Below are 16739 nucleotides of genomic sequence, written 5' to 3' on the forward strand. Positions count from 1 at the left end.
TGCTCGAAGACAGGTATAGAAAAAAGGCTTGAAAAGAACCCGAAGGTCCTTCTCGAGATCTTCTTATATCAAATTCTGGTTTGTTTTCAGATTCTGGTTTGTTTTCAGATTCTGGTTTGTTTTCAGATTCTGGTTTGTTTTCAGATTCTGGTGTTATTAGAAGGTGTTCAGTTCTCCCCTGATAACCATTTCCGTAATCTTTGTCACATTGGAGAGCCAGTCATCAATTACCACTTCAGCTTCCGATTTTACGTTTGCAAAGGAAGTGCCTTCTTTTGGAATGATCTGAGCGCTTGCCACAAGAGGCTGGTCAATGGGCTTTCCTATCTGGGAGAGCAGTCTTATATAAACGTCCTGAACGTCCGGAACCTGTTTTACAATATCCCGGGCCATCTGTGTCGAGAGGAGGTTATAGATTTTTCCGATATGGTTGATCGGGTTCTTTCCGCTGGTCGCCTCCATACTCATGGGCCTGTTAGGTGTGATCAATCCATTGCAGCGGTTTCCACGCCCTACGGAACCGTCGTCTCCCATTTCGGCTGAGGTCCCGGTAACCGTAAGGAAGACGCAGCTTGCCTTCAGGTTATCTGCTGCGTTGACAAAAACATTCACGTTCCTTTCGGTATAGCGAGCTGCAAGCTCTTCCGTATAGGTCTTCATTTCCTGTGTCATGTTTATGTAACTGTCCAGGTCGTCAACGTATCTCCCTATCATGCCGCTGCATATGGTGAGGGAGATGTCGTCCCCGTCCCTCAGTCCCATGACCTTCATGTCTTCTCCTATTGCAGGCATGCGGGACTTCAGGTCAGTAAGGAGCTGTCTCTCTGTGTTGTATACAATATTTTCAAGCTCAGAAAATGGGGCATGTCCAACTCCGAAAGAGGTGTCATTTGCCATCGGAACCCTATCTCTCTTAAAAACGTCTCTGAGGTCTGAAGATCCTGTCCCGAGTTTGCAGTCTATGATCACGTCTCTTTCGAGGTCCATATTCACCATGGTATTTCTCAGGTAGTTCCGGGCGGCTTTGAGGGCTACGGACTCTGTGGCAAGCTCTGCACCTTCGAATTCTTTTGTGGCTCTGCCTACCAGGAGCATGTATATGGGCTGCAGCACTTCTCCTCCCCCGAATTTCGGGCTGGATCTTCCGGCTACTATCTGGGTTTCATCAGTGTTGTGGTGGAGTACGGCTCCACATTTGGTTATGTATTCCCTGCATAGCGCTCGGCTTACGGCTTCGGCAAGTCCGTCCGATATGCTGTCAGGGTGCCCTATCCCTTTGCGTTCTACAAGCTCTATCTGTTGCTTCTCAATAGGGGTTTGCAAGAGCTCTTCCACTTTTATATTTCGGGCCATTTGGATCCTCTTTTTTCAAAATTATAGGTATTTTTATTTCTAGGTGTTGATATTACCGCTTTATTAATCTTTACTCTGTCGCCGTAATCAATCTACTTTCTTAGCATTAATTATAAATTAATTACTTATGTTACAACAACATTGATAATATTATTTATATGACACGATAGTCTGTTTCTATTAAATTACTAGGGCTATATAATGTTTATTCTGTATTCATTACTGGAGGTAATATTTTTTCTTTAAGTAAGCAAGCTTTATATTTCATTATCAAAAGGGGGTCCAATCTTTTTTCCAGGGATTTCCCAAACTCTCCGGAAATTGTCCATACAATGGGCAGTGTTCTTCTTCATGGGCAGTGTTTCTCCACATTTAGAGGTAAGCGGGAAGGAATTTTCATGAAAACCACCGTGAAGTCTATATTATACAAGGGTGTTCTGGATAAACGTTTTATACGGATGAGCTTACCGGGAAATTTCCCATCAGATTACATATTTAGAGGACAGAGCAGATGATTCGCATTGCAATACCCAATAAAGGGCGCCTTTACGAACCCACAATCTCTATTTTTAAAGATGCAGGGCTCCCTATCAGTGGAGGAGCCGAAAGCAGAAAACTTTTTGCAAAAACGACAGATCCGGATATCCATATCCTCTTTGCCAGGGCTGCTGACATCCCTGAGTATGTACAGGACGGAGCTGCAGACGTCGGTATTACGGGCATGGACCTGATTACCGAAAGAGGGGCAAATGTTGAGGCTCTTCTGGACCTTAAATTCGGGAGGGCGAATCTTGTGCTGGCTGTCCCGGAAGACTCGGACTTTGAAAAAGCACAGGACCTTGAAGGTAAAAAAGTGGCAACCGAGTTTCCTGAAATTACCAGGCGGTACTTTGAAAAACTCGGAGTTAACGTAAATATTATAAAAGTAAGCGGCGCATGTGAAATGACCCCGCATGTGGGGATTGCAGATGCCATTGTTGATATCTCAAGCTCAGGGACAACTTTGCTTATCAACCACCTGAAGGCTATTGATACGGCTTTCTCTTCCACTGTCTATCTTATTGCTAACAAAGAGAGCCTCAGGACAAAAGAAAAAATCCTTGACATAAAAACAGCATTCGAAAGCGTGCTCAATGCAAAGAAAAAACGTTATCTTATGATGAACGTGCCTGAATCTTCCCTCCAAGCCGTAAAAGAGGTTCTTCCGGGAATGTCCGGCCCGACAGTGATGAAAGTTGAGTCCAGCAAGTTTTCTGAAGAATCAATACTTGCCGTTCATGCGGTTGTGGACGCGGACCTGATCTTTACTATCGTAAACAGGCTGAAGAAAGTGGGCGCAAGAGACGTCCTTGTGGTCCCCATAGAAAGGATCATGCCCTGAATGAAAAATCTGAATAGCATACATAAAATACATAAATCACTGAAGTGAAAAAACATTCCTGTAAAATATGGAGATGTAGCTTTTTATGGTCTTTGAAGTAATACCTGCGGTGGACATGAGAGGAGGGAAGTGTGTACAGCTGGTACAGGGAGTGCCTGGCAGCGAGATCGTGTCCATTGATGACCCACTCGCAGTCGCCCTTGACTGGGTGAGTAAAGGAGCAAAAACCCTTCACCTTGTGGATCTTGACGGAGCAATAGAAGGGGAAAGAAAAAATTCCCCAATTATTGAAAAGATCGTCAACACATGCAGGGAAAAAGGCGTGAGTATCCAGGTAGGAGGGGGCATACGGAGCTTTGAAGATGCAGCCTCGCTTCTTGAGATCGGTGTCTCAAGGGTAATTCTCGGAACAGCCGCCCTCCAGAACCCAGAACTTGTAAAGCAGCTCTCCAGTTCTTTTGGAAGTTCACATGTAAACGTTGCCCTGGATGCAAAGAATGGGAAAATCTCAATTAAAGGCTGGACCGAAGAATGCGCTCAAACTCCTGTTGAAATGGGCAGGAAATTTGAAGAGCTTGGAGCCGGGAGCCTTCTTTTTACCAACATTGACACCGAAGGCTTGATGCAGGGGGTAAACCCTGTTCCTACAAAAGAGCTTGTAGAATCCGTCAGCATTCCTGTAATCGCATCCGGTGGGGTAAGCACCCTGGAAGATATAAAAACCCTGAAAAAGACCGGAGCTGCGGGTGTTGTTGTAGGCAGTGCCCTTTATATGGGCAGGTTTACTCTGGAAGAAGCAATTAACGCTGCCTTTGGAGATATTTAATTATTTTAAAGAAAAGTGTGATGCTGTATGAGAATTAGCAAAATTTCCCGCAAGACGAAGGAAACCGACATTCAGCTCGAGATTAACCTTGACGGTAAAGGCACTGCAGATGTCAGTACAGGGATCGGGTTTTTTGACCACATGCTTTCTTCTTTCGCAAGGCACGCCGAATTTGACCTTAAAGTGCGTGCCGAAGGTGACATTTATGTGGACGAGCACCACCTCATTGAGGATACGGGAATAGTCCTCGGAAAAGCTCTTGCCGAAGCCCTTGGAGATATGGCAGGAATCGCCCGTTTCGGGGAAGCCAGGATCCCTATGGACGAGGCTCTTGCTGAAGTTGCCCTGGATGTGGGAGGCCGCAGCTATCTTGTCATGAAAGCTGACTTTATTGCTCCTCAGGTAGGGCAGTTCAGTACCCAGCTGGTAAAGCACTTCTTTGAGACCGTTGCCTCAAATGCAAAGATTACCATACACGCCAGCGTTTACGGTGACAATGACCACCACAAAATAGAGGCTCTCTTCAAGGCTTTTGCTTATGCTATGAAAAGGGCTGTAAAAATCGAAGGCGAAGAAGTAAAGAGCACGAAAGGCACCCTCTAATTATTTTTAAATTCAGGTGTTTATAAATTCCGGTTTTCTTTCCCATTAGCTGGAACTGCACGCTTAAATCCTGACTCGCCACTCATTCGTAAAGACGAGCATTGACTCTTTCCTTAGCTGCCCTACAAGACATAAGTTAGCTTTTTTTGCGGCTTCGACGCCGGAATCGAATGGCATGGCTTTTGTGGCGACAAGTGGAATTCCTGCACGGGCTGCTTTTGTGACCATGTAAGCGGGCTGCCTGCCTGTGGAAAGCATATAGTGTTGAGAGAGGTCGATCATCCTCAGAAATGCAGCCCCTACCACCTTATCTACGGCATTGTGCCTGCCTACGTCAACGATCTGAACTGCAAGCTTTCCTTTTTTATCTATAAGGGCGGCGAGATGGGTGCCTCTGGTAAGTTTGTATGTATCGGACTCAAGATAAGCTGTGCCTGCAAAAATGGCTCCAGGGTCAAAAACGGCGTCAGAATTCACAAAAATTTGTTTTTTTGTTTCTTCTCCGGCTGGTCGGGGTGATTCATCCTGTATGAGGTGTTTTCCCTTTAGAGTCAGTATATTAACTTCATTGCCTTCCACCTCAACCCCTGCAATCTCTTTGAAACTGAGAATCCCTTCTGTAATCAGATGACCTACTGCAAGTTCTTTCAATTCAAGCGGGGAGGCAAAAAGAGTAGTGAGCTGCTTCCCGTCGAGAAATAGTTTAACAGGGCATTCCTTTGCAAGCAGCACTTCAGTATCTTCAGCCCTGCCGTCGGAATGGATTCTTCTGGCAGGGTATGGGGTCGTGTATTTTTCAGGCATATGGATCTGGTTTTCTCGCTTTTTCTTTATAGCGAGTATGGTGTCCATATGCCTTTTTCTTTTCCGTTAGTTAAGGCGTACTGCAAGGTAGTCGATATGGAAGTTCTTTCCATTTTTTTCATCTATTTTTAAATAAAATGTAAGATCCGAAGGATCAATTATATTTATCGGAGTTGTCTCGCTATACAAATACCAATCTTTGCCATTATTATTACCAACAAGGACAGCATGTTCAGGGTTATTTTCTGCAATATTCCTAGTTACCGATGTGGAACTATAATCGAGTTTATAAATCATCCGAATAGTTGCCGAGTTGGGTTTGGAATTGAAGTCAGCGAATGAATTAAACCGGAAAGTATCTTCGAAAGATGTCGCCATCGAGTAATTAAATTCGTTAGTCGGATAATTGTTATCATAATTTTCAAGCTTTACATTTACTCCTGAACTTGCAGGAAAAACGAATCCCGGTTTATAATCTCTTAGCGGGAGAATCGCTGTTCCATTATCTGATAATTCAAATGTATACCACGTACCTACTTTCATCACGGATTCATCCTCATCTTCGTCAGGCTCAGAATCGCTGGTATTTCCAATGTCCATGCCGCTTCCAGTTCCAAGTTCTGCACCGATTATGGTCTTATTGACGTAGATGCTGTAGTTATTGCCTGTGGGAAGGAAAGAGAGACAAACGCAGCCTGAATCAGGGTAGGTAATCTGATAATCAGTGCCGTATTCAAGTCCTGCTTCTTTTGCTGTGTCGTTGAGGTAAGTTGCCCAGGCATCCGTGTAGCGTGTGCAAATACTCAGGTTAAAAGAGTTTATGCTCTCGTTCAAATAGTCGGTACTACTGTTGAGAATAGGATTTATAGAACATCCGGTAAGACGCAGGGCAGCGAGGTTGCTGGAGGATACGGATGTAGTTTCTCCTGTAAGGTTAATGGCATTAATGGTAATTGCATAATTTTCATTGCCAATTTTCTGTATATCGAAGGAAGGTTTTCGTTTCATCTGAGAACTTTCTCCCTGGGCCATGATGAGGGCTCCGTTCTCATACCTGAAAACCTGATCAGGGTATTGTCTGTTTTCTGAATAACAGGTGACACCCCCACAGTCAATTTTATGAGAAAAAGAATGATTGGCGAGAGTTATATTCATTGTATACTCTTCGTTGTTCACCGAAAGTTTACTATTAGATTTGGAAGGCTCGAATACCGGGACATCCCCTCCTCCCATGCTGAAAGGAACAGTTGCTGAAAGACCATATCCCGAATAATTGCTATTAGAATCCATGAACCGGGTGAATAAGTCTATCCTGTTTTTCACGTCCTCCATATTGCCCCATGCATCATAACTATAGTCTCTTTCCGCATCAATTTTCCATTCAGGAGCGTGGTTTAGTTTGACCACGGAGATCATAGTAAATGCAAGCCCTAAAAGCAACACCGCCGCAATTGCAATTGCAGCTGCGGATTCGGATTTTAATAGGTTTTTTCGAGACATCCCGTTTCCCTTCGTTCCCTGGTTCATGTTCTCAGCTTAGATCCCTATTCCAGGTTCTACCTTTACTATTGTCTTACTAACATAGAGCCTGTTCAAACCCTTTTCACCTGATCCGGAGGGGAAGGTTAAACTCACGCTGTTTTCATTTTGTGTAAGTGTTGTAGAATCAGTTATCCCTGCTTCTTTTGTTGTTTCCTGAAGATACAGGTACCAGGCATCGGGATGGTCAGTATTAACCGTTAAGGTGAACGAACTTATGTTGTTGTTATCATAGAGAGGCTCATACTCTTTGCCTGAAAGTCGGAGAGAGCATCCCGTGTTAGAAGATATGACATCGGCAGGAGCATACGGATTTTTATCGATCTCTACAATGTGTATCGAAACATTGTATTCATTTGCCGGTGTTCTGGAGAAACGGATCGAAGGGTAAAGCATCATAGAAGATCTTTCTCCCTGGGAAAGGATCAGGGCTCCTCCTTCGTATATGAAATCCTGATTCACATAATACCTGTTTTGTGATGTGTAGCTTACAGAGCCGCATGCAACTGGGTCTATCAAGTTCCCATTGGAACCTTGACTTATGGTTATATTACATTCGTTTTTATTTACCGAAAGAGTTCCACTTGACTTTATTGTCCCAATAAGCGGGACGTCCCCTCCTCCCATATGAAATGGTACGCTCATAGTAATTTCAGTATTTTGAGAATCCGGGTCCGATGCCAGGGCTATGGTTATTAAGTCGATTTTTGATTTGAGGTCTGCCATGTCCTTCCAGACATCATTCATATGGGAATATTCGGCATCATTTTTCCATTCGGGTATATAACCAATCCTGACCACCGAAAATACGCTAACAATGATCGCCAGTAACAAAACTGCCCCTACAACCGTTGATGATGCAGACTCTGAACGGAGAAAAAAGGGCTTACTTGTCTGCGAATTTTTTGAAATCTCTCCTTTCATATGCTTCAACCCCTTATCTGAATGCCCTTCTTCATATGTTAGTACTCCACGTGGACACCTACAAAATCAATCCTGAAATATTTTTCACTTGGATCGGCAGCTTTCCCATCAGCTGATATCTTGACTTCTAGATTTCTTAGTTCTGTAGTGTTTTTTACATGTTCAGTTATATCGAGTTCTGTTACCACATAGACATTTTTACCATCAAACGGGATGAAATCAAACGGGATCCATTGGGATCCATTATATATTACAGGTCTCATCATTTTCGCACTGTTGTCGTGTCGTGTAGAGACAATTTTCAGGATAACTTTGGTAAATAATGCGTTTTCTGGAATGCCCAGCTCCCCAGTATCTATGCCAAAAGTAAAGTTTTCGTATATTTCCTCTTTTTTTGGTATGAAACTGTCCGTATATTCATCGTCGACTTTGTCGACTAACTCCGTATCCAGCCATGTTTCCGTATAATTATCATATGCTGTTCCGGCAGGAAATGTATGAGGAGTTATCCAGTAAGGCAGGTCCCTGACATCTTTCCATAGTTTAGTTTTTTGAATCACCTGGTCGGATGCTGTGTGCACAAAATAGAGATCAACTGCATTTCCGCTTGTAACATTGATTTTACCTGTGGGATCAATTACGATGCGGTTTCCTAATGCAAAAACGCCGTCAGAAGGTAGCTGATTGCCTTTGGGATCAAAAATTTTGACAGCAGATTCGGACATGTTGAATTCTGCCTGCTTCCCTCCAGTTCTGAGTATTATCCTTATATCTTCAAAGTCAATTTCTTCCCCCCCATTATGGAAGATTTCCACAGTATCTTCTGAAGTGTTAATGTTTTCGCGCAGGTTGGTATGCGGAGTATGCGGCGGGTCCATCGAATCTCCTTCTGAAAATATTGTAAGAGCGACTGAAGAAAAAGCTAGCACGACAATAGATATCATGAGCACTGCCCCCATTACCTCTGAAACCGCCCCGCAGTCCTGACCGAGCGTCCTGTATTTTTTACCCTCCACGATAAATGCCACCTTCTATAATATTGCGTCCTGACTTTCTAAATTATTGATTATTGTATATTAACCTGTCGAGCTGATCTTAACACTAAATATCACGTCTCTTCATCCTGTATTATGATTTTTTCAATCAAGTCTTTGATGGCGATATACTCTTAAAAAATTTATTTAAACAGGGACAAAATTGGGTTTGGGACGAGCCCGTTTATACAATCATTTCTTAAAAATAGTAAAGAGTTTTTAGCAATTCCTTAACTCTCTTCAGAGAATTGCTTTTTTCTTCAGAGTATTCCTTTCTTAATCACCTGGTTGGATTCCGTATGCACAAAATAGAAGTCTATGATGGCATTTTCATCCGTGATATTAACTGCACTGCCCCTGGTGTTGATTAATATGGAATCTCCGAGCATAAAGACATCATCAGAAGAAGTCTCGCCTTTTGCATCATAGAATGTGACACTGGGGTCTGACATATTGAATTCTGCCTGTGTCCCATTGACGCTGAGTATTATCTTGATGTCTTCAAGATCGATTGCCTCTCCTCCGCTGTGGAATATCTGTACGGTCTCTCCGGACCTGTCAATACTTTGCTGCAAATCAGTACGGGGAATATGAGGCGGTTTCACCGCTCCTCCATCTGAAAACACTGTAACAGCGATTGAAGAAAAAGCCAGAACAACTACAGCTACCATAAGCACCTGCCCTATTGTCTCTGATACTGCCTTGCAGTCCTGAAAAAGTTCCCTGTATTTTTTACCCTCCACGATAACAGTCACCTTCTACAATTTTGTACCTAACTTCTTATAATGTTTTTAATTGAATATTAACCTGACTGTTTTAAGAAATTCCCTCTATTTCTTCAACTCATATAAAAACTATTATAAAACACAAATTATACGTCTGCCGAATAAATTTGAAAAGTTTCAGCAAAAATTTATATACGAATGAAGAATATCTTTCAGTGTAATTTTAAAATGTAATAATTGTAAATTCTAGTGTTAAAATTCAGGCAGGACAACCTGTCTAGGGGTTTTTAACTCAGGAGGGAGAAACATATGTATCTCAAAAAAATGTCTAAGAATGACAAAGCAGTGTCCCCGGTAATCGGTGTCGTGCTGATGGTTGCAATCACCGTCATCCTCGCCGCCGCAATCGGCTCGTCCGTCTTTGGACAGGGGACTTCTGAATCAGCACCGCAGGCTAACCTCGATATTGAAGCAGCTGGGATTATTAGTAGTAATAGCACGGCAATTATCAAAATCGAGCACCTTGGTGGGGACCCTATTAATTTTGATACGACAAAAGTTATGGCATCTGTCAATGGTGGGAACTCTCAACCGATTACAGCTGCTCTTGGAACTGTTACTGTTGGCGATATAAAAACACTATATTTGATAGACGATGCTTCTACCGCTAATCCAAAAGAAGCACTTAAGGATAATTCTGGCACATCTCCTGTTCCTATGAAATCTGGCAATACTGTCAATATCAAAATTATTGATATAAAAACCAGTCAGCTTATTTGCGATAAGGACGTAAGATTCTAAGCACTAATTTAAGCGCCTCAAACAGACGCTTTACTCTTTTTATATTCGCTTGTTTTTACGGATTATTCTCGTTGTTTCTCAGGCTCAGACCTTTCAATTACTTCAAATTCTTGAAATCTAGTGCTTCGATTCCAAAATAAGCTTTTTATTAAATAGGAAAAGTCTGTAATCTTTGGACAAATTCGAATTTCACGTTTTATGAGCTTATTTTGGAATTACAGTAATAGTGAAGCCCGTTACTGAATACTAAAGTTCCGCTTGTTACTTTGATAAAAAATTATTTATTAAAACAAAAACTATTCTTTTAATGTTCAAAAAAATTTATATAGATATAAGGAGTAAGATTGCATGCTGATTAAAAAATTATGTTCTGTTTAGATTATGCATTTAAGGCGTTAAAAGTATCTGGCAGGCTCTCCTGCCCGAATACCTTTAACCAAGGGGAGAAACATATGGATCTCAAAAGAATATATAATGATAATAAAGCAGTTTCCCCGGTAATCGGTGTCGTGCTGATGGTTGCAATCACCGTCATCCTTGCTGCCGCAATCGGATCTTCCGTCTTTGGCCAGGGAACTTCAGAACCCGCACCGCAGGCGAACCTTGCTATTCAACCAATAAGCATCTCTGATACTGGTGTTCCAGCAACTGTAAAAGTCGAGCACCTTGGTGGAGACCCGATTAATTTCGGTGCCACATTGACAAAGGTTACAGTATCCGTTAATGGTGACACTTCTGAAACTGTTGACCCTACTGTCGTTGAAGATCTTGACGTATTAAGTGTTGGTGATGTCAAAACTCTCAAATTAGGGAACGATACTTCACCTATCCCCATCGCGTCCGGTAGTACAGTTAAGATCAAAATTGTAGACATAAAGACAAGTCAGCTCATTTGCGAGAAGGATCTGAGATTCTAAACGCGAATGGAAAGCACCTTCTTCAGGTGCTTTTTTTCTTTTTTAATTTGATACCTATTTTTAATTTTTTACCGGAAATTTTCATTTTTTTAAGCTTTCCATCTTATGAAGCTTATATGAATTTCACAAAAACCTTTCTCATCATTGTAATAAAATTAGGATGATGGCATTGTAAACATTTTTATTTATATTCTTCAAACTATTTGTTTTTTTATCTAACTTCTATTTATTCCCCCTAGAGTGAATAAATTAATACAAATTTAAAGACTTAAATAACTATCAAGACAAAATTAATATTTTTGTATATGTTGCTCGCTTGTTCTGGGTTTTACCTTCTTGATATTATTTCTCTGCACACATAGGAGAATCTATTGTACAAAAATCTGAGAATCAATATTCAACTAATGGTACCAACTTGTGTACTTAGTAGATTTTTGAGGATGGCAGGATCGTACTGGTGGAAAATGAGGCGGTTTTCTGTTTTAACCGGGAACAGCGAACCTTAACAATCCTGCGGCCTATTTCTAGGATCTTGTAGTTCTGGTGACTATTGATTCCGCGCCGTCAAGTTAAGTGTTTTCGGTGAAAATCGGAACCTATGTTCGGCAGGTCGACATTAAATTTTGAGAATTTTTGTTGATAACGTTTTTCAAACATAGTGCAAATAGGTATAAAGTTTAAAATCGGTTAACATATGGCACAAATCTTACGAGATATATAAGCAATGAACCATTTTTAAAATAATGTTTAGTATCAGGGATAATGTGTTTTTCAATAAAAACGCTATCAGTAAAAATATTGCGGAAAAAATTAGTTACCTGCCGAAAGTAGGATCGGAACATCCCGCCAGAAAACTTTGGGCTTGAAACCGAACCGGCCCATTCTTCGGTTTTAGCTCGAATAAAATGAATAATAGAACACGAGGCAATTCTCTTGTTCTATTCTCTTTTTCATTATGAAGTTGAAAAAGCCTGTCCTGTAAATTGAATAAGAAAGGTCTTGAAAAGCTTACACGGCTCTTCCATCTATAGAGTTTCTGTTTTCTACTGGAAACGAAATAGTAAAAAAGATGCAGAAAAATTTACAGAATTTATTTTTCCGAAATCTTTTCTATTTTTCTGGCGGCTGCACGTCTTAAAAAATTGGTAAGGAAAGGGGCTAAGATAGACTTTATTGAATTTCTGTCTTCATTTTTATTATCGCATTGTATGCTTTAAAATTGATGGTTTTGTTTTCCGGGAAAAGGGAAAATTTCACGGAATAATCTTCTTTAGTTATGTTATAATCCGTTCCTTCCTGAAGGTGAGTCTCGTTGGCTGAATCTTCAAAATATTTTTTCCAGGCTTCTGTATTTTCTGTGTAGATCGTAAGGTCTACGGAAGTAACGTTAGCTTTTTTAGTTGTATTTCCACTGGTATATTCCTGCTCAGAGTCATATATGCTTATGAAGTCTTGGGACGTTAGCCTGATATTCTCTATACTGTTACTGGCCATTACACCTCTTGTTCCTTCAAGGGTAGCTATCCTCGCCGAGAGATTTACGGAAGCTATTCCTGCACCATCTTCGAGCACGATTCCTGGAAATAGTTTCATTACAGACCTGCCGTTCTGGGTGACGATAAGCGCCCCATTTTCATAGCAATAAGTTTCTTCCACGGAATGGATATTTGTAGGGCGGTATGAAACCGAGCCGATATCAGATAGGCTGCTATTGTATCCACTCATATCATCATTTACTTCTATCAACATGCCTGAGATGGCATTGTTTACAGTAAGGGTTCCTCCTGTTTTCATGCCGCCTATGAAAGGCACATCTGACCCTCCCATCTGGATCGGGCTGTTCAGGGTTATTCTGGAATTCGGGTTCATTTCTATGCCTGCAGCCAGAATATCTACGTTAGACTTGAATCTGGACATGTCCTGCCAGACGTCGGACATATGGGCGTATTCTGCATCTTCTTTCCAGACAGGCACGTACTGGACCTGGATTGTTGTCATAGAAACGACTATAATCCCGAGGAGCAGAGCCGCAGCAACAGCAGCTGCTATCCCTGATTCGGATTTGTAAAAAGAAGAGATTGATTCAAAGAATCGCTTTTTCATCTATTTCCCTTTCCTGCTTTGGTTTTTAACTTACATGCAACACCATAAAAACTAACATTGAGGTCGACGATGCTCGCACCAGCTGTTCCTGAGCTAATAACCGCAAACCTCAATTTTCTCCGGCGGAGAGCCGAAGTTTCTGGAACACCTTTTTTGAGGGTTTATCGATAAGGTACATGTCTACCTCATCTTCCTCTTCTATGTGGAGATTCCATTCGCTTAAAGTATTGATTTCTATTCTGTCTCCCAGTTCCCAGTTGTTTTTATTCCCCAGGTTTTCGGAAATATTAGAAGAAGAATAAGTATACCGGTTTCCATTGACATTTACCACAATTTCAAGGTTTTCTGTGTCGATGAACTCTCCTCCACTATTTTCCAGATAGATCGTATCTGTCTCTGCGTCTATCCATTCATTCACCTGAGTTCGTGGGATATCATCCGGTCCGCCATATGAAAAAATGGACACGGCTATTGAACCGATTAAGATAACCGCTACTGTTGTCATGAGTATCTCCCCCAGGACATCCGAAACAGCACTGGAATTTTTGAAGAATTTTTTTATTTCTGGCAAGGTCTCTCCACTCCCCTACTTTTCACTATTTTTTAATACCAATTATTATTTTTTTAAAGATTAGATTAAATCCGGTCTCAAAACTCCATTAATAATCTTACTCTTTCTCGTTGCTCGCTCTTTCTAGCAATAACCCTATGTAATCGATGTTTAATTCTTTCTCTGCGTGCTTATCTGCTTCCGTTGATGCTTCAATCCGTACTTTGAAATTAGCCAGATCAGCAGGAGTATTGATGCGATCTGTCAGGTTGACAAGTTCAGGCTCGAAGTTATTATTATGTGCAGGAAGAACTGTATCGGAGTATACCCATTCTCCACTTCCGTTCTCGAGAGTGTCATAATATTTGAGTTTAATAGCCACACCTTTGGAGTCTTTTCCGGAGCTATCGTGTGTATAATAAATAATTATCAGAGTTGCATTTACTAAAGTGTCTCCTGGTCTTAATCCACATGCAGCGGGCTTAATCTTGAATTCGAATTCTTGATATATACTGGTGTTAATTACATTTGTAGGGGGGTAATAAGTTGTGCAGTTTCTTTTTTCATTGTTTTTTTCCTTTAGCGTTTTATCATCAGCATCTGTAAAATGAACCTGTTTTTTGTCTCCATATCCTTTCTTTGATGAATCTTTTCCTGATTCTGATGTATCCGTTATATCTCCCATCGGAGTGAAACATAGACTTAAATCGGGCTTCTTTTGAAGCTCGCACGTAAGCGTACTTTTCTGGATCAATTCGTTTGAGGGGGTGTCGACCAGGAATAGCTCCACTTTGTCGTTATTGTTGAGGTTAACGCCCCACGTATCCTTTGAATTGATTTCAATAGTATCCCCCATTTTCCATACGCTACTGTTTCCCAGGCTTTCGTAAATTTTCGAGGATGGATATTCGTACTTCCTGTCGTTAATATTTACTAAGATCCTTAAATTTTCAGTGCTTACCGGTTCTCCCCCACCGTTTTTCAGGTAGATCGTATCCGTGGAAATGTCCATTATTTCCTGGACGTTTGTATGGGGGACATCGTCAGGGCCCTCCATCGAGAAAACAGTTGTGCCGAGAGTGCTGAGCATGATGACCACTATACCTGTGAGAAGTACAATGCCCATTACTTCTGAAACTGCAGCTTCTTTTGAAGTTCCCTTCCTGGGAGTTTCTTGCATAAAAACACCTTAGACGAACATTGTAAAGACAACATAGGTGAGTATCATCATGCTGACGCTGTACTTCAGTCCCATGTAAACCGAACCCTGCCCCATTTTTCCTGCAATAAGCCCGGAAGTAAAAGCCTGGACAAGGGCTGAGTGGTACATGAGCATCGTGTACTCCTGTATGTTGAAGTAACCATTTCCGACTCCTCCGTATCCCATCCCCTGAGAAGATCCTTTAAATGAGGCGCTCTCAGGGAAGAAATACATAGCCAGGACATAGACTATGAAAAGGAAAACAAAGAAAGAAACGTAGATGGTGACAACATAAACGACCATTTCAGAAGAACGTTCCTTTTTCAACCGCTCCTCACTCTTGACCTGTTCTGCGGTAATGGATAACACACTTTTAAGGTCACTTGTGGATTCGTTCGCTTTAATAACGGTATGCAGAATCCGGCTTGATGTGGCGGTTCTGATGTTGTTCTCCAGTTTCATCAGGGCTCTTGAAGTAGAAGTCCCCCAGGAAAGGTCCTCCTTTAATTTTTTGAGCTCTTTACTGAGAATCCCCATCTTGGATTCTGCCATTATTTTTAAGGAATTGGACAGGAGGAGCCCTGAATCATTCATGCTTGACAGGTTTCTCAGCATTTCAGGCATTCTCTCGTCGATCTTCCTCATTCTCCACGCCCTGATTTCATAAAATATGATGAAGGGAATGAGTGCGATGGCGATGAAAATGACAATGTAGTCGTCAATTGAGCTTATAAACTGGACGCTGCTATCGCTGATGTGGGCAAAGTTCGGGTTCCAGTGGAAGTTTAAATTGATACTTTTTTTAAGAGCTTCCGGGAGGTTGGCGAGATAGTAAAGCCCGAGAGGGATTCCGAAAAAGAAAGTGTACCTTGGTTCATCGCGGATAGTCCTGTAAGGGTTAACAACAAGGTCCCTGATATTGTAAACCTGCCTGTAGAGCTTTAACTTTTTGTCCCTTTTTTCCTCCTCTTCTGCGCTGATTTCTGATTTAAGTTCAGGAATATCGGAAAGGTTTATAGGATAATCAGGGACTTCTCCCTTCTTCGGGCTCATGGAGAGTTCTCCAACCGTATCAAGAAGAACTGTGAAAAGCAGGGTCGCAAGAGGTATTATAATATAAATCAGCATGTAAAGTATCTGGGCTGAAGCAGGCCTGAAAAACTGCAGCACTATGAGAGTTGTCATTATGAATAATGGACCTGCCACAAGCACGGTAACATAGACCTCTGCAAGGACATCAAGCGTCTTTAAGAGGTTCCTGTTTGCCATCTCAGCCATATCCTGGTACTGCTCGGACTTATTCTTTATATATCCGGTTATGGTTCCGCTGCTTGAAACCAGGATCAACCCGTCAACAAAGTCCTTGAAACGCTCCGAAGGAGTACGTTCCTTTGCTTCTTTAAGGGCAGTTATAAAGTCCTTTCCCAGGTAGTCCATATCCCTCACAATATAGGAGATTTCCTCCGCGCTTGTGCCGAATATGTGGGTGTACCTGCTTAAAGACCTGAAAACATCATAGATTGACATGCCTCCCTTTGTCAGGGCGTACATGTAAGTTACAGCTGGAAGCATAGACTTGTCAATGCAGGCTTTCCGGATATCTGCCTGAAAATAAGGATAGATATATGCAACGCCAAAAATTATAAGGAAACTTATAATGAATGACAGGATTGCAACTAAAAGCGCAAGCAAATAAAGGTATTCTTCTGCAAATCCTGCCCTTGTTGAATCCACAAAAAGGCTGAGTCTGGACACAGGGTCTCCAAAGGTTTTCAGCCCGAGCCATAATCCAAAAAGTCCTCCTATTATGCCTGCAAATATGGAATACATTAAAACTGATGCAAGGTACTGGTCCACTGACATTGGAATATGGGAGTGGCGCATCTTTACTTTGAGCTCCTGGAAGCTTTCCTTATTTTTATAAAAGAAATTTCCAAAAGCTCTGTATGCCAGTTCGTCCACAGAAGTGTAAGTCATG

Annotated in this window: 15 protein-coding genes; 5 read left to right on the forward strand and 10 right to left on the reverse strand. The window is 41.6% G+C overall.

Features of this window, described 5'->3' with window-relative positions; genetic code table 11:
- Nucleotides 1–156: 156 nt before the first annotated feature.
- Nucleotides 157–1353, reverse strand: a complete 1197-nt coding sequence (locus tag M886_RS04920) for a methionine adenosyltransferase (RefSeq protein WP_048050766.1) — start codon at nt 1351–1353, stop codon at nt 157–159.
- A gap of 511 nt (nt 1354–1864) precedes the next feature.
- On the opposite strand from M886_RS04920, the gene hisG reads away from it, so the two are divergent.
- From hisG to hisB, 3 genes are all read left to right on the forward strand, one after another.
- Entirely contained in the window at nt 1865–2734 is an 870-nt protein-coding gene (gene hisG, locus M886_RS04930) for an ATP phosphoribosyltransferase (protein ID WP_048036974.1), read from the forward strand.
- A gap of 85 nt (nt 2735–2819) precedes the next feature.
- A complete protein-coding gene (gene hisA / locus M886_RS04935) occupies nt 2820–3560 on the forward strand; it encodes a 1-(5-phosphoribosyl)-5-[(5-phosphoribosylamino)methylideneamino]imidazole-4-carboxamide isomerase (RefSeq protein WP_048050768.1) in 741 nt (246 codons plus the stop codon).
- Between the two features lie 27 nt (nt 3561–3587).
- Nucleotides 3588–4163 carry an imidazoleglycerol-phosphate dehydratase HisB gene (gene hisB, locus M886_RS04940; RefSeq protein ID WP_048050769.1) on the forward strand — a complete coding sequence of 192 codons (576 nt, stop codon included), beginning with the start codon at nt 3588–3590 and terminating at the stop codon, nt 4161–4163.
- Nucleotides 4164–4226: 63 nt separating this feature from the next.
- Here the strand turns inward: hisB and fdhD are convergent, their stop codons facing one another.
- From fdhD to M886_RS04965, 5 genes are all read right to left on the reverse strand, one after another.
- Complete coding sequence (fdhD, locus tag M886_RS04945; protein ID WP_235203871.1) at nt 4227–5015, reverse strand: formate dehydrogenase accessory sulfurtransferase FdhD; 789 nt, start codon at nt 5013–5015, stop codon at nt 4227–4229.
- Between the two features lie 18 nt (nt 5016–5033).
- Nucleotides 5034–6467, reverse strand: coding sequence for a hypothetical protein (locus M886_RS04950; RefSeq protein WP_235203872.1), 1434 nt, complete (start codon nt 6465–6467; stop codon nt 5034–5036).
- A gap of 36 nt (nt 6468–6503) precedes the next feature.
- The gene (locus M886_RS04955) at nt 6504–7430 is read right to left on the reverse strand and encodes a DUF7289 family protein (protein ID WP_048050770.1); all 927 of its coding nucleotides are present in this window, start codon (nt 7428–7430) and stop codon (nt 6504–6506) included.
- Between the two features lie 38 nt (nt 7431–7468).
- Entirely contained in the window at nt 7469–8458 is a 990-nt protein-coding gene (locus tag M886_RS04960) for a type IV pilin N-terminal domain-containing protein (RefSeq protein ID WP_235203873.1), read from the reverse strand.
- A gap of 266 nt (nt 8459–8724) precedes the next feature.
- Entirely contained in the window at nt 8725–9219 is a 495-nt protein-coding gene (locus M886_RS04965) for a type IV pilin N-terminal domain-containing protein (RefSeq protein WP_152557991.1), read from the reverse strand.
- Between the two features lie 279 nt (nt 9220–9498).
- On the opposite strand from M886_RS04965, the gene M886_RS04970 reads away from it, so the two are divergent.
- Nucleotides 9499–9990 (forward strand): type IV pilin, encoded by a 492-nt coding sequence (locus tag M886_RS04970; protein ID WP_048050772.1) that lies wholly within the window; start codon nt 9499–9501, stop codon nt 9988–9990.
- Between the two features lie 452 nt (nt 9991–10442).
- Nucleotides 10443–10907, forward strand: coding sequence for a type IV pilin (locus tag M886_RS04975; protein WP_048051644.1), 465 nt, complete (start codon nt 10443–10445; stop codon nt 10905–10907).
- A gap of 1170 nt (nt 10908–12077) precedes the next feature.
- Here the strand turns inward: M886_RS04975 and M886_RS04980 are convergent.
- The 4 genes from M886_RS04980 to M886_RS04995 all read right to left on the reverse strand — a co-directional run bounded on the left by M886_RS04980 (nt 12078) and on the right by M886_RS04995 (nt 16738).
- Nucleotides 12078–13010, reverse strand: a complete 933-nt coding sequence (locus tag M886_RS04980) for a DUF7289 family protein (protein WP_048050773.1) — start codon at nt 13008–13010, stop codon at nt 12078–12080.
- Between the two features lie 109 nt (nt 13011–13119).
- The gene (locus M886_RS04985) at nt 13120–13581 is read right to left on the reverse strand and encodes a type IV pilin N-terminal domain-containing protein (RefSeq protein ID WP_011033459.1); all 462 of its coding nucleotides are present in this window, start codon (nt 13579–13581) and stop codon (nt 13120–13122) included.
- A gap of 97 nt (nt 13582–13678) precedes the next feature.
- A complete protein-coding gene (locus M886_RS17680) occupies nt 13679–14740 on the reverse strand; it encodes a type IV pilin N-terminal domain-containing protein (protein ID WP_084685045.1) in 1062 nt (353 codons plus the stop codon).
- A 9-nt stretch (nt 14741–14749) separates the two neighbouring features.
- Entirely contained in the window at nt 14750–16738 is a 1989-nt protein-coding gene (locus tag M886_RS04995; RefSeq protein ID WP_048050774.1) for a type II secretion system F family protein, read from the reverse strand.
- Between the last annotated feature and the right edge of the window lies 1 nt (nt 16739).

The organism is Methanosarcina soligelidi (assembly GCF_000744315.1).
Taxonomy (GTDB): Archaea; Halobacteriota; Methanosarcinia; order Methanosarcinales; family Methanosarcinaceae; genus Methanosarcina; species Methanosarcina mazei.